Below are 13910 nucleotides of genomic sequence, written 5' to 3' on the forward strand. Positions count from 1 at the left end.
CTAAAGAGAGGGACTAAATCATATCACGCATAGTCCCTCTCTTTGTCTAGCAGATATTTTTAGTTACCGACGGTACGAATCACCTGTTTTGCTACATTCATCCCGCTTAAAGTCACCATTGGAGAGCCTCCTCCTGGATGAGTGCTACCTCCAACAAAGTAAAGGTTATCAATATCGGTAGACTTATTATAAGGTCGTAAAAACGTATCTTTCCGCTTGTTAGAAGAAATTCCATAAAGAGCACCGTAAAATGCGTTGAAGGAATGGCTGATCTTAGCTGGTGTTACCTCAGTAGAATCTAGAATATGAGGTTTAACCTGTAATCCAAATTCCTCTAAACGCTCATAGAAAAAGGCCGGACTTGGGACTTGTTGAGTCATCTTGTTTTGTAACGCTGGTGCGTTTGCAAGAATGAATAGATTATCTCCTCTTCGTGAACGTGAAGGCTCCGTTTTAGATGATGTGCAAATATACATAGTTGGATCTTTTCCATACTGATTATGATCGAAAATAGAAGAAAACTCTTTTTTAGGATCATCTCCAAAAAAGACATGATGATGATTCAATGGGAACCGTTTATCCGTTTCGGCCATAATAACATAGGCTGAAATAGAAGGTTCGTAGCTTGCAAAGTTTTTATCCTTCAAAGATGGACGACTTTTTTCTGAAATCAATTTTGGTACCTGGGTAAGTAAGTCACCATTTAAAATTACTAGATCCGCTAGGTACGATCCTTTAGTTGTCTCAACTCTAGAAGCTCGGCTTTTGACAACGTGAATTTGTTTAACTTCCTCACTAAAATGAAAGAGAACGCCGAGCTTTTCTGCCAAACGTTTAAATCCAGTTGCGATCTGGACATTGCCTCCCTTGGTATAAAAAACTCCTTGTGTCAGTTCTAGGTGACCGATCATGCCAAATGTGGCAGGAGAAGAGAAGGGGGAGGATCCTATATACGTGGCATAGCGATTAAAAGCCGCGATAACACGCTCATCTTTAAAGTAGCGCCGATGAAAATGGTCTAATGACTCTAAGGGGCGTGACTTTATCATCGCTTTAGCTAAAGGTGCACTTAAATAATCGCGCCAGCTTGAGAAAGTCCTCCGTAAAAAATAGCGTTCGGACAATTCATAAAGCCTCTTCACTTCCTGCAAATAATCATCCACTTTATCCGCTTCGCCAGCTCGCATCGTCGCTAATTCTTCTTTTAAGATCTCATGATTTGATGAAAATCGAAACGAGCTTCCATCTTTAAATGCATTCGTTGTATGAGATTCGAGAGGTAAGAACTCCATATAATCAAGTGGACTTTCCCCTGTTTGCTCGATAACTTCGTTAAATATATGTGGCATCGTAATGGTATTTGGTCCAAAGTCAAAAGAAGCTTCACCAACTTTAACAGGATGAAGTTTTCCACCTGCATGTTCATTTTTTTCAATAACTGTAACTTGATATCCAGCATGCTGTAAGGTGATTGCTGCAGACAATCCTCCTAAGCCAGCTCCGATAATGACAATTTTCTTCATCGATACTGTCTTCCTTTCCATATAAAGCCCCGCTTTGAAATGCCAAGATAGGTGGAATAAAGGAGCATAGCAATAGTGGCAATAATAGTGACAGGGAAAAAAGTACATAGCCACCACTTTTGCCTGGTGAAAGAATCAATAATACATTTAATTAGCATAACAAGTAGTAAAGGCACCACGAGCATGAGGTTCCCTTGAATAAGGCCGATAATTGCCACTGGTAGTGGAAGAAAGAAAAGGATTAAATAAAGAAAGCTAAGTGCAATTACGACTAAGACACTTCGACCTAAACCTGGGAAAAAATTTTTAGAGAATCCCTGCCATACTTCTTTACTTGTGTTGTACATAAAGCATGATAAGGAGTTTGTGTTATTTACAATCGTTGCTTTATAGCCGCTTTGCTTCATCGCCCGCATACTGTGAATGTCCTCTACAAGTGAGTCCTTTACACGCTCATGCCCGCCCATCTTTATGTATGCCTCACGGCGATACATCATAAATGCCCCGTGTGCAGCTGTTGCAGCTTGCCAATTCGTTTTATTGGCAAGGAGGATTGGAAGGTGAAAAAAGACGAGAAAATGTTGCATAGGAATCAGCATAAACCCAAAAACACTTTTAAGCGGATAATGGGGAAAGCCGCTGATAAGGCCTGTTTGAGGAGTAAATGCTGCTAAACTTCTCTCCACTAGCTTCGGGTGAACAGTAACGTCTGCATCTAAAAATAAATAAAAGTCACCATTAGCCTGTAAACTAAGTTGATGGCAAGCATGTACTTTGCCTACCCATCCTTCTGGTAGCTCTTTACCATTGATGACAGTGAGTTGATCCCACTGATCTTTAGCTTGTTCAAGTAAATTTCCCGTATTATCTGTAGATCCGTCATTTAATACAACGACTTCTATATGGCTATATGTAAGCTTTTGAAGCGACTTCATCAGCCTCTCTACATTCGCTTCCTCGTTTCTCATAGGAATGAGGATAGATACAAGCTCTGAGTGTTCTGAAGAAGAATCTTTCAGTAATGGCATAGACAAGCAGTTAAACAGTGTCCATAAAACAAGTATAAAAAGAAGGAGAATCCATAGTTCGACCATTAGTTCCTCCTCCTAAGCGTAGATTTCATTTTTTCAAGCGTCGCTCCAATCCCTAGCTTCCCTGATAATAGTGGAGCAAACGTAGGGGCCTCGTTTATAACATCTTCTTTTAAGAGATCAAGCTCTTTAGTTAATGCTTGTTCGATGTCAGCTGTTACTTGCTTCCTAGGTTTTGTCACATCAAGCTCAATGGGATAACCAATCTGAATGAACCATTCAGGTAGCTGATGATGTAAATGCGTATGATAAAACGTAATAGGAATGATAGGGACGTTTGGTAGAGCCTGCTTTAAATGGGCGACACCAGCAAAAAATTGAAGTGGTCGCTTCTCTAATGGATACTCGTTCCCTTGTGGAAAAATAAAGACGTGCTTTCCCTCCTCAAGCTGACGTTGTGCATACGAGAGGGACTTCATAATATCTCGCTTCGAGGAAGAATCGATCGAAAATGCGCCGATTTTTTTGAAAAAGGGAAAGCGTGTTAGTCCGTGTTGATCCATCATGGCAAGTGCATCTGTATGGAGGATTGCTTCGTTTAAATAAAACAGTACTAATGGATCCCACCAAGAGGAGTGGTTGATAATATAAATCGCCCCTTGGTGATCCGTCCGAACAGAGCGTGTAGAGAGATGTAAACGGTGGAAGCTTCGTTTAAGTAGCCACGTATTATAGACGTGAAAAATCTTTGTAAAGGAACGACTTTTAGTAGCTTCAATCATCGTGCGAGCTTCCTCTCAAAAAGGAAATAGAGTCCAACAAAGAGTAGGACGGTACTAACGGAAACAATCGGTGCTAGTACGAGTCCGTTAACAAGTGCCACAATAACAAACATAAGGGCCATCGCTACATATAAAAAGACCATCTTAGAACGCCAAAATTCACTGAATCTGTTGCGCCATTCTCCGCCGCGATACACGAGTAAAGAAATGACACCGTGTAAGACAAAGGAGAGAATAAACCAACCGTAAAAGTTAGAAAATGGAATGTCATAATAAAGTCCTCCCTCATTCCAGACCCAATACTGTTTAACGTCGTATGCAACAGGGTCTATAATAAGGTCTAAAGATGTCGCAATAAGTGCGCCGTAGATCGTATAAATAAGGCGCTTAAAACGGCCTACCATATGAATAATGGGAGCTGCTAAAACATGGGAAGTGGCGATAACCATGACCCATGCAAAGCCAATGGTAATAGGAACGCCAATAACTTTAGGACCAAAGTCCGCTTGGTAAGAATAATCACCAAAAAATAGTCCTGTATGTACACCAAAGCTCTCGATAGCCATCGATAAGGCAAATATAAGAATAACTAAAAAGACACCGACAATTTTGAGTTGACTACGTATAAGGTAGACCATCGCAAGAAGTCCTGCTGTAATTAAGAAAACGACGTTAGCCCACTCAAGCCAAGGGGGAACTAAGTCAAATGAGAGTAAAATGACGCCTACTCCATACCATACTAAAAAGAATCGAAATAAGTACAAATCAAACGTTGAAGGCATAATGACTCCTTTCCTTTGCTACAAATTATTGTGCATGTAAAGTGCAGATAGTTGAAAAAAGAAGGATTTTCGTGACATCATAGATGTGTATATTAATTATAGCTTTTAAAGACTCCAAAGTACACGAATGTGCAGGAGATGAGGAGGCAAATATGGAGCAAGTATTAGTAACTGGTGCAGCAAATGGAATTGGAAAAGCTATTGCAACATACTGGTCCGAAAAAGGAGCTCGTGTTTATGTAACCGATGTGGATAGAGACGGTGCTAAAAAAGTGGCAAATGAGTTGGACAATGCGACTGCTTACTCATTGGATGTTGGAAATCCAGAAGAGATAGAAGCATTTTTTCAGTCTGTAGAGGAGCCTTTCGATATTGTTATCAATAATGCAGGTTTATCCACCTTCACTCCGTTACAGGAACTCACCGTAGCAGATTGGGATAACGTTTTAAATGTCAATTTGAGAGGTGTTTTCCTAGTTTCTAAGCACGCATCAAAGACGATGAAAGATGGCAGTAGCATCATAAATATTGCTTCTACTCGTGCATCTATGTCCGAGCCTGACAGTGAGGCATATGCAGCATCCAAAGGTGGAATTGTAGCGTTAACGCATGCTCTAGCTGCAAGCCTGAGTGAGAAGCACATACGTGTGAATGCCATAAGTCCGGGATGGATTCACACTGGAGATTATGGTGAGCTAGAACAATCTCATCACGACATGCATTGGTCAGGTCGAGTTGGTAAGCCGAGTGATGTGGCAGAACTTAGCTATTATTTAGCTAAAAGTGTATTTATTAATGGGGAAGAAATTAAGATTGATGGTGGCATGACAAAGAAAATGATTTATTAGGAGAAATAGGATGACAAACATAAAATTAATTGCAACAGACATGGATGGAACACTATTAAACAAAAAAAGACAGATATCTGCTCGTACAATTGAGGCGATTAGAGAAGCACAGGCGCAGGGAATTATCGTTGCTGCTTGCACAGGACGAGACTTTTTTGAAGCGGAGGCGCCGATTCGGGAAGCTAATTTAACGATGCCGATAATCGGTGTTAACGGTGCAGATGTGAGATTAGAGGACGGTACAATGGTAGAGCGTAAAATTATTGCGCCTGAGCTATTCAAGAAGATCCGCGACGTATTAGAGGCACATGATGTTTACTATGAGGTCTACACGTCTAAAGGTGCCTTTACGAAGGATGTTGAAAGAGGAATTGATATTATAGTGGATGTCCTCATGTCGATCGAGGAAGTCCCTTCCGAAGAGTATGCCAGAGCATATGCGAAGGAACGCTTTCATCAAGGTGGCGTGAAGCTTGTAGATAACTATGAGACGCTGATTGAAACAGATCCTTTACTAAAGCTTCTAGCATTTTCTAAAGATGATGGGGCTCGTTTGGCCGTTCGTGAAAAGTTAAGTCAATACGATTTAGAGCTTAGTGCATCTGCAAAGGATAATATCGAAATTACTCATAAGAGCGCATCGAAGGGAATTGGATTAACAACACTCGCACATTACGTTGGTGTTGATATGGAAGAGACGATGGCGATCGGAGATAATGAGAATGATATCTCTATGCTACGCGCTGCTAAAGTTGGCGTGGCAATGGCAAATGCTGATGCAAGTATTCAAGCTCATGCCAATTGGGTTACAAAAACAAATCATGAGGATGGCGTTGCGTTCGCAATTGAACAAGTTTTAGCCGGCAATGCGCTAAATGTTTAGAGAACGGTCACTATGGGAAAAAAGTCAATGTGAACAAAATGTTGATTTTTTCTCACACAATTAAAACGGATGGTCTGATATACTATACGATGTCGTTAGCATGTATAGACAACTCAGTGAAAAGGAATGGTGATTAGAATGTTAAAAAAATTATTTGGTTTGGATAAGAAAGAAGTAGAAATGCCGGAAGCGGATGGTAAGGATATTATCATGAGCCCAGCTGATGGAGAGGTAGTTCCTTTATCGGAAGTACCAGACCCAACATTCGCTGAAAAAATGATGGGTGACGGAGTAGCCATCAAACCTGCAAATGGTTTAATCGTCTCTCCAGTTCATGGAGAAATCATGCAACTGTTCCCAACGAAGCACGCTGTTGGTATTAAGACAGTTAATGGATTAGAAATTCTCATCCACATCGGTATTGAAACAGTTAACATGCAAGGTGAGGGCTTTAAGGCTCACGTTAAAGAGGGTGACAAAGTCGCAACAGGCGATAAGCTAATCGAATTTGACATGGACTTAGTAAACGAGAAAGCGGAGAGCACAATCACACCAATTATTTTAACGAATGGTGACATTGTAGCTAGCGCAGAGAAGCATGAAAACCAGCAGGCAACTGCGGGTAGCACAACAATTATGACTGTATCAACAAAATAGTACTGGTAGGAGCGGGTGACTTTGTCACCCGTTTTTTTCATGAAAAAAAACGCCCTGAAATAGGGCGTTTTAAACAGTAATTATTAAACATCGACAACTGTTGTTGGATCGATAAAGATGAGTACGAGAGCTGCTACTACAAAACAGTAAATGGCGAAGTAGACAAGCTTACTCTTCTTAAGAAAATCAATTAGCCAGATAATTCCTAGGATCGAGAAGGTAAATGTTAATACAAATGTAACGATTAAGTTTGTGACACCGATATAATCGACCATTTCAGAAGTGAAATCCGTAATACCAAGAACCGTTGAACCTAAGATCACAGGAATAGAAAGTAAGAAAGAGTAGCGAACTGCAGTATCTTTGTCCATTCCTCGCAGTAAAGCCACAATTAGTGTGGAACCAGATCTCGAAATACCAGGTATAACAGCTAGAGTCTGACCTAGACCAACGATGATAGAATCCATTAACGTCATCGTAGAGGCATCCTTCTTACCAGTACGATGAAATTTCTCGATAAAGATAAGTGCGACACCAGTTACAGTCAGCGCAATTGCTATCATGAGTGGAGTCTTAAATGCTTCACCAAAGGAATCAGATAATATAAATCCAAGACCACCTGTAATGACAGTTGCAATTAAGATGTATACACCAAACCAAAATTCTGTGCGGTCTTGTCTATCACGTTTCATTATATAGCGGATAAAGCCAACAATAACTGACCAAAGGTCCTTCCAAAAATAAAGAATGACAGCTGAGACAGAGGCTAAGTGTAAGAAAATCTCAAATCCGAGACCGGGGAAGGAATAGCCAAATAAAAGCTGGGTGATTACAATATGAGCTGTACTTGATACAGGTAAAAATTCGGTAATTCCTTGAACAATACCGAAAATAATTGCTTCGATTAACGTCATTAAACTCTCCCTTTCCAAACTATGTAATACGCAAAACTATGTTCATTTTACCAGACCCGCTGCATTTATCCTATGATGATTTTGTGAAATAATGTGGATATTCTTTGATTTCGTTTAGCAATCGTATATACTGACCGTACAAGATTATGGGAGGAACATTATGAAGCGGATTATATCCATTATTATTCTACTTGCTGCAATTATACTCGCAGGTAGTGTTATATATGCAGATAGGACGGACAGGGCAAACGAGGAAGCACTGCAATACTATTTAGATAATGATGGTATGGAGCGCACGGAACAACCATCTGAGGACGAAATGATCGGTTTTGAGCATGTAGAAGGTGTGGGTGTGCAGCCCGGAATGATTGCACCGGACTTCACACTCACAACACTTGAAGGGGACGAAGTGTCACTCCGTGATTATCGTGGAGATTTTGTCATCGTTAATATGTGGGCGACGTGGTGTCCGCCATGTTTAGAAGAGATGCCTCACTTCGTTGATTTTTATGAAGCGTATGAGGATGATAATGTAGAGATTTTAGGAGTTAATATGACTGCTACGGAGAGAAACATAGACGGTGTTCAACAATTTGCAGAAGATTTTCAGCTACCATTCCCAATTCCTTTAGATGAAGCTGGAGAAATGGAAGACTTGTATGAGATTTTTGCGATGCCGACAACGTATATTATTGATCCAGAAGGTCGCGTCGCTATGAACCGCCCTGGTTACGTAAGCTATGACATTTTAGAAGAAAGTTATTTAACGATACGGGAGAATGTGCAGGCTAACTAAGATCGAGTTAGTTAGTGGATAGTAAGGAGTGTTAGGAAATAGAGTAAAGGATTCGGGCGATCGCATTCTTACATGACGTTTAGTAGTTATTGTCACGCAGTACACTCATAAATAAAACTGCATGTCTGAAAGCATATAGCGGGGATAGAAGCTTGGAGTGTCGAGGAGGGGCCGATTGCAACACGTTGTCTCCTCTTTTTTTATTGTTGTTTAAGAAATGATAAGAGCTCATTTCAATAGAAAAACTCGCAAGCTTCATGAGGAGAAAAGGAAGTAATTAAATTACTTCATGATAACCGCCCCTCAATTTCACGCATTCAAAAGGCTGGGATAGCTTATTCGCTATTGTCCCAGCCTCTTCACTATGATCGATGTTCTTCATACATACTTTGCTTCGTAATCGCAGCAGCTTTTTCTAAAACGGCATCATCTATTGTCGATTCTGCAGCATGCAACAATTTTTTAAGTTGATCAACAGAACTTGCGCCAGGTATAGCTACTTTGACTGCATCTTGCGCCAAAATATAGTTTAAAGCTAATGCTTCTAACGATACATTAGCTTCTTTTGCAAGAGAATGTAAATCTCCTAACGTTTGTTCAAGCTCCTCTTTTGAATAAGATAAATAATCATCCATATTCCTAGTCGAATAAGTATCTGTTAATAATCCTTTTGCGACAGGTCCGCGGGCGATTACACCTATGTTTGCTTGTTCAAGTAAGGGAAAGAGCTCCTCAGGTCTACGATCCAACAGGCTGTATTGCATCATATTTGTAGCTACACCTGATTTTTTAGCAAAGCGTTTAATCACGTTAGGCCTGATAGAGCTCATCCCGTATTCTCTAATTAATCCTTCCTTTTTCAATTCCTCAAAAGTATCAATTATTGCTTCGAGATCATCATCTAACGTACCACCGTGAAGCTGATATACATCAATATAATCTAATTGAAGACGCGTAAGAGAAGCTTTTACTGCTTTTTTTAAATAATCGCTCGAAGCGTTCCAGCGCCACTTATCAATACCTTCTCCAAACTCATTCCCACCTTTAGTGGCAATAGTAACGTTATCGCGGTATGGCTTCAAAATTCTTCCGACTGAGCGTTCGTTATCTCCATATTGGTACAAGTCGGCCGTATCAAAGTACGTGATGCCACCTTCAGCTGCTGTTCGTAATAATGCTTCGTTCTGTTTTTCGTCATCTGATAGGGACATACATCCAAATCCTAATTCTGATACGTGTAAGCTTCCAATTGTCTGTTGCTTCATCCTATCGCCTCCTATACATACCAATGTAGAGGAAACGGAGGCTTAGTTGCAAGCAATTTGAGGTAAAGCTAAAGAGAGTTTGATATAGTTGTACCATCAATTCACGTAGGAGGAATGTGACATGTCATCTTTTGAAGAAAAAACACTAGCAAAAGAAACAATTTATAACGGACGTATCATCGATTTAGAAGTACATACGGTTTCTTTACCAAACGGGAAGGAATCAACGCGTGAGCTCGTTTTTCATCCAGGAGCAGTGGCAGTGCTAGCCATTACAGATGACGATAAAATTGTAACGGTGAGACAGTATCGAAAGGCGCTAAAAAAGGAGGTTGTTGAAATTCCGGCAGGCAAATTAGAGCCAAATGAAGATCCGCTTTTATGCGCAAAAAGAGAGTTAGAAGAAGAGACGGGGATTATCGCATCTACATGGTCAAAGCTGCATTCCTTCTATACAAGTCCAGGCTTTGCAGACGAGCTTGTGCATGTTTATTTAGCTGAAGACCTACAGGAGGGCTCTGTTAATCTTGATGAGGATGAGTTTGTATCAAGAGAAGACTACACGCTAGATGAGTCAAAAAGCTTGATAGACTCTCTCGACATTCACGATGCAAAAACGATCTATGCCATTCTTATGTGGGAGCTTCGAAAGCTAAAAGGACAAGCATAGACAAACTAGTATCTGCATAGGCTAACCTATCACGGATAGGGGAGGCGCGTCGTGTGCAGGAGCTTATGCAAGTAAAACTATTGTTGTTATTCTTAAGTGGAATATTATTAGCTGGTATAGTAAGTGGTGCCGTTATCGTAACTAGTTTGTCACAGGACCAAGTTCATTATATTAGTCAACACGTACATAGTTTTTTTACAGAACCGGCGACGGGATCTACGATTGATTTATTCAAAAGCTCTCTGAGCTATTATGCGAAAGTCATTCTTATTATCTGGCTTTGTGGTATTTCCATTTTAGGAGCACCAATTATAATATTAATTATCTTCTTAAAAGGTTTAACATTAGGGTTCTCAATTGGTTTTTTCGTATTAGATCAAGGAGTTCAAGGATTCGCGTTAGCTTTAGCAGCAGTATTTCCTCAAAATGTATTTGTTGTGCCTGTCCTACTAATTTTATCTACTGGGGCCTTATTTTTTACGATAAGAGTCTGCCGCCATTTGCTTAATAAAGGATACTCGACGATTCATGTCTATTTCAGATCGTATTGGATGCTGTTTGCTGGCGCGTGTGTTGTTTGTATCGTAATCTCTATATATGAATCAACGCTCTCTACTTATCTTGTTCAAGCAATTTTCAATCAATTAAGTTAATCATGATGTGTAAAATTCTCATCCTTTTCTAATTGAGAAAATACAGGTAAGTGATTATCAAATAATAATTATTATAAAGTGAGTTTAATTCTCGTTCTCATTTGACATCTATTTTTCACAAGGAGTATAATAGATTCAAACGGACAATCCCTTTCTACATGTAGCCATCTAGGACGGTAGAGAAGAGGGAGGCAGCAGGGGGAGTTTCATGGAGCAACGTATTGATCGTATAAAAAAACAACTTCATTCTAAAAGCTATAAATTAACCCCGCAGCGAGAAGTAACGGTTCGAGTGCTACTAGAGCATGAGGATGACCATTTGAGCGCTGAGGATGTATACATGTTAGTTAAAGAGAAATACCCGGAAATAGGTCTTGCTACAGTATATCGGACGTTAGAGCTTTTGACGGAATTAAAAGTAGTAGATAAAATTAATTTCGGTGACGGTGTATCACGCTATGACCTTCGTCAAGAAGGGGCGGCACACTTCCATCATCATTTAGTCTGCATTGAATGTGGTTCTGTAGATGAGATTCAAGAAGACTTACTCGAAGATGTCGAAAAAATAGTAGAATCTCGATTTAATTTTGAAATAAAGGATCATAGATTAACATTCCACGGAATTTGTTATCGATGCAAAGATAAAAGTGAGTAAACCAGGGCAGCTGCTCTGGTTTTTATTTTTTTGCTCGATAGGAATCATGCGTCTTTTTCTCTTCGATCGTATAATTTTTATTTCTGTAGGCATACGATAGAGAAGAGGTGATAGATCATGGTGAACAGATTTTTATTAGTAATTGAAACTTTTTTCGTGTTTTTCATCTTCTTAGGGTGCACGCTTGTTTTCTATTATGGTATTCTATGGGTAAATGCTGAGTTTATAAAAGAAGATCCTTACATGGAGCCGAGCGGAAGAGCTGTAAAGGTGATTTCGATTGTGGATTGAGAGAGCGAGGGAACGTCTGTTGGAATCTGAAATGAAAGCGTTTATTCAATTTTTAACGGTAGAAAAAGGGTTGGCGCTAAACTCTACGAAAGCGTACGAAAGAGATCTCACTGTTTATAAGCAATATTTAATGGAGGTTGAGCAACTTTCTGCTTGGGAGGAAGTAAGAAAGCTACATATTTTGCAATTTCTAAAGCATTTACACGAGCTAGGAAGAGCAACCACAACAGTTTCCCGAATGCTATCATCGATAAAATCGTTTCACCTCTTTTTAATTAGAGAACGATTCGCGTCTGTTGATCCTACTTTACATGTCGATCGGCCAAAGCAACAGCAACGCTTACCTAAAGTATTATCGGCGAAAGAGGTAGAAGCGCTTTTAGACGTTTCTTCGTCAAATGAGCCATTGGACAAGCGTAATAGAGCTATGATGGAGCTACTTTATGCTACAGGAATGCGTGTTACGGAGCTAACGACGTTAAAGATGAACGATCTTCACTTAGCAATGGGGTTTGTCAGGTGTATTGGGAAGGGTAATAAAGAACGAATCATTCCGTTAGGTAAGCCTGCAAAAGAGGCAGTAGAGGCTTATTTAATTGATGCGCGACCAGCACTATTAAAACGCACGTCAAGTGATTTTGTTTTTGTTAATCACCATGGTAGAGAACTTTCGAGACAAGGGTTTTGGAAGATTGTAAAAAAGCTCGCTAAGAGTGCAAGGATTGAGAAGGAGTTAACGCCACACACACTCAGGCATTCCTTTGCAACACATCTTTTAGAGAATGGCGCAGACTTAAGAGCCGTGCAGGAGATGCTGGGTCATGCAGACATTTCTACGACACAAATTTATACACATGTTACGAAAGTTAGAATGAAAGAGGTTTACAGCAACTATCATCCTAGAGCATAATAGATAAAGAATAAGATGTCTGACCTCAGACATCAATGCCCTTTATGAGGAGGAACTATGATGACACAAACAAATTTTGATCGAATCTTTTTAGTTGTAATGGATTCGGTAGGTATCGGTGAGGCGCCAGACGCTGCTGATTTTGATGATATTGGATCAGATACGCTTGGTCACATCGCCCAAAAAATGAACGGTCTACCTTTACCGAATATGGAGAAGCTTGGACTGACTAAGGTAAAACAGTATGAGGGTGGCACTGTTCACGATAAAGCACTTGCCTATTATGGCAAAATGGAGGAAGCGTCAGTAGGAAAAGATACGATGACAGGTCATTGGGAGATCATGGGCTTGCGTATTGATCAACCATTCCGCACATTCCCTGAAGGTTTTCCTAAAGAATTGATTGATGAGATCGAAGCGAGAACAGGTCGTAAAGTAGTTGGAAATAAGCCAGCTTCAGGTACAGAAATATTAGATGAACTTGGAGAGCATCACGTTCAAACAGGAGATCTTATTGTCTATACATCGGCAGACTCCGTGTTACAAATTGCTGCACATGAAGACATCGTGCCAGCAAAAGAATTATGGGAGATTTGTGAGATGGCTCGCGAATTAACGCTTGATGAGAAGTATATGGTTGGTCGTGTTATTGCTCGTCCGTTCATCGGGGAGAAAGGCAATTGGATCCGCACATCTAACCGCCATGACTACGCACTAAAACCATTCGGTCGTACCGTTATGAACGAACTTAAAGATGCTAACTTAGATTCTATCTCTATTGGTAAAATTGCTGATATTTTTGATGGGGAAGGTGTTACACAATCCCTTCGAACGGTGTCAAATATGGATGGGATGGACAAGCTTGAAGAGACTATTGCTATGGACTTTAAAGGCCTAAGCTTCTTAAATCTTGTGGATTTCGATGCGCTTTTTGGTCACAGACGTGATCCAATAGGGTATGGTAATGCTTTACTAGAATATGATGCAAGACTTACAAAGGTGCTAGAAGATTTAAAAGAAAACGACCTATTAATTATTACAGCTGATCATGGGAATGATCCGATCCATCACGGGACTGATCATACACGTGAATATGTACCATTACTTGCATACAGCAAGCGATTTAAAGAAGGTGCATCGCTTGGTACACGTAAAACATTTGCTGATATTGGAGCTACTGTAGCAGATAATTTTGACGTGAAGATGCCTGAGCACGGGACAAGCTTTTTAAACGAATTAAAATAAGGGGA

Annotated in this window: 16 protein-coding genes; 10 read left to right on the forward strand and 6 right to left on the reverse strand. The window is 40.1% G+C overall.

The features are described 5' to 3' along the window. Window positions 1-59 precede the first annotated feature (59 nt). Genes FLK61_RS08520 through FLK61_RS08535 form a run of 4 tightly spaced genes read right to left on the reverse strand, consistent with a single transcriptional unit; the run spans window position 60 to window position 4118 of the window. The gene (locus FLK61_RS08520) at window positions 60-1523 is read right to left on the reverse strand and encodes a phytoene desaturase family protein (protein ID WP_176009046.1); all 1464 of its coding nucleotides are present in this window, start codon (window positions 1521-1523) and stop codon (window positions 60-62) included. Further along, complete coding sequence (locus FLK61_RS08525) at window positions 1520-2617, reverse strand: glycosyltransferase family 2 protein (RefSeq protein WP_176009047.1); 1098 nt, start codon at window positions 2615-2617, stop codon at window positions 1520-1522. Before FLK61_RS08525 ends, FLK61_RS08520 begins: the two co-directional genes overlap by 4 nt. Next, entirely contained in the window at window positions 2617-3336 is a 720-nt protein-coding gene (locus tag FLK61_RS08530; RefSeq protein WP_176009048.1) for a lysophospholipid acyltransferase family protein, read from the reverse strand. Before FLK61_RS08530 ends, FLK61_RS08525 begins: the two co-directional genes overlap by 1 nt. Further along, window positions 3333-4118, reverse strand: coding sequence for a carotenoid biosynthesis protein (locus FLK61_RS08535; RefSeq protein ID WP_176009049.1), 786 nt, complete (start codon window positions 4116-4118; stop codon window positions 3333-3335). The genes FLK61_RS08530 and FLK61_RS08535 overlap by 4 nt, the downstream gene beginning before the upstream one ends. A 152-nt stretch (window positions 4119-4270) precedes the next feature. Here FLK61_RS08535 and FLK61_RS08540 point away from each other — a divergent pair, with 152 nt between their 5' ends. The 3 genes from FLK61_RS08540 (at window position 4271) to FLK61_RS08550 (ending at window position 6506) form a co-directional block, all read left to right on the forward strand. Continuing rightward, the gene (locus FLK61_RS08540) at window positions 4271-4966 is read left to right on the forward strand and encodes an SDR family NAD(P)-dependent oxidoreductase (RefSeq protein WP_176009050.1); all 696 of its coding nucleotides are present in this window, start codon (window positions 4271-4273) and stop codon (window positions 4964-4966) included. 10 nt (window positions 4967-4976) lie between these two features. Further along, window positions 4977-5849: a Cof-type HAD-IIB family hydrolase gene (locus FLK61_RS08545; protein ID WP_176009051.1), complete on the forward strand. Its 873-nt coding sequence runs from the start codon at window positions 4977-4979 to the stop codon at window positions 5847-5849. A gap of 138 nt (window positions 5850-5987) precedes the next feature. After that, a complete protein-coding gene (locus FLK61_RS08550; protein WP_176009052.1) occupies window positions 5988-6506 on the forward strand; it encodes a PTS sugar transporter subunit IIA in 519 nt (172 codons plus the stop codon). Between the two features lie 83 nt (window positions 6507-6589). Here the strand turns inward: FLK61_RS08550 and FLK61_RS08555 are convergent, their stop codons facing one another. Further along, complete coding sequence (locus FLK61_RS08555; RefSeq protein WP_176009053.1) at window positions 6590-7420, reverse strand: undecaprenyl-diphosphate phosphatase; 831 nt, start codon at window positions 7418-7420, stop codon at window positions 6590-6592. A 160-nt stretch (window positions 7421-7580) separates the two neighbouring features. Here FLK61_RS08555 and FLK61_RS08560 point away from each other — a divergent pair, with 160 nt between their 5' ends. Further along, window positions 7581-8216, forward strand: a complete 636-nt coding sequence (locus FLK61_RS08560) for a peroxiredoxin family protein (protein ID WP_176009054.1) — start codon at window positions 7581-7583, stop codon at window positions 8214-8216. Between the two features lie 362 nt (window positions 8217-8578). Here the strand turns inward: FLK61_RS08560 and FLK61_RS08565 are convergent, their stop codons facing one another. Next, on the reverse strand, window positions 8579-9481 hold the full coding sequence (locus tag FLK61_RS08565) for an aldo/keto reductase (RefSeq protein ID WP_176009055.1): 903 nt from the start codon (window positions 9479-9481) through the stop codon (window positions 8579-8581). 121 nt (window positions 9482-9602) lie between these two features. On the opposite strand from FLK61_RS08565, the gene FLK61_RS08570 reads away from it, so the two are divergent. The 6 genes from FLK61_RS08570 (at window position 9603) to deoB (ending at window position 13905) form a co-directional block, all read left to right on the forward strand. Then, on the forward strand, window positions 9603-10151 hold the full coding sequence (locus FLK61_RS08570) for an NUDIX hydrolase (RefSeq protein WP_176009056.1): 549 nt from the start codon (window positions 9603-9605) through the stop codon (window positions 10149-10151). Window positions 10152-10204: 53 nt separating this feature from the next. Then, on the forward strand, window positions 10205-10804 hold the full coding sequence (spoIIM, locus tag FLK61_RS08575) for a stage II sporulation protein M (RefSeq protein WP_176009057.1): 600 nt from the start codon (window positions 10205-10207) through the stop codon (window positions 10802-10804). A 208-nt stretch (window positions 10805-11012) separates the two neighbouring features. Then, entirely contained in the window at window positions 11013-11459 is a 447-nt protein-coding gene (gene fur / locus FLK61_RS08580) for a ferric iron uptake transcriptional regulator (RefSeq protein WP_176009058.1), read from the forward strand. A gap of 117 nt (window positions 11460-11576) precedes the next feature. Then, a complete protein-coding gene (locus FLK61_RS08585; protein ID WP_176009059.1) occupies window positions 11577-11750 on the forward strand; it encodes a DUF4227 family protein in 174 nt (57 codons plus the stop codon). 19 nt (window positions 11751-11769) lie between these two features. Beyond that, window positions 11770-12660, forward strand: coding sequence for a site-specific tyrosine recombinase XerD (gene xerD / locus FLK61_RS08590; RefSeq protein ID WP_176009060.1), 891 nt, complete (start codon window positions 11770-11772; stop codon window positions 12658-12660). A 60-nt stretch (window positions 12661-12720) separates the two neighbouring features. Next, on the forward strand, window positions 12721-13905 hold the full coding sequence (gene deoB / locus FLK61_RS08595; RefSeq protein WP_176011186.1) for a phosphopentomutase: 1185 nt from the start codon (window positions 12721-12723) through the stop codon (window positions 13903-13905). Window positions 13906-13910 lie beyond the last annotated feature (5 nt).

This window comes from Paenalkalicoccus suaedae, from assembly GCF_006965545.2.
GTDB lineage: Bacteria > Bacillota > Bacilli > Bacillales > Salisediminibacteriaceae > Paenalkalicoccus > Paenalkalicoccus suaedae.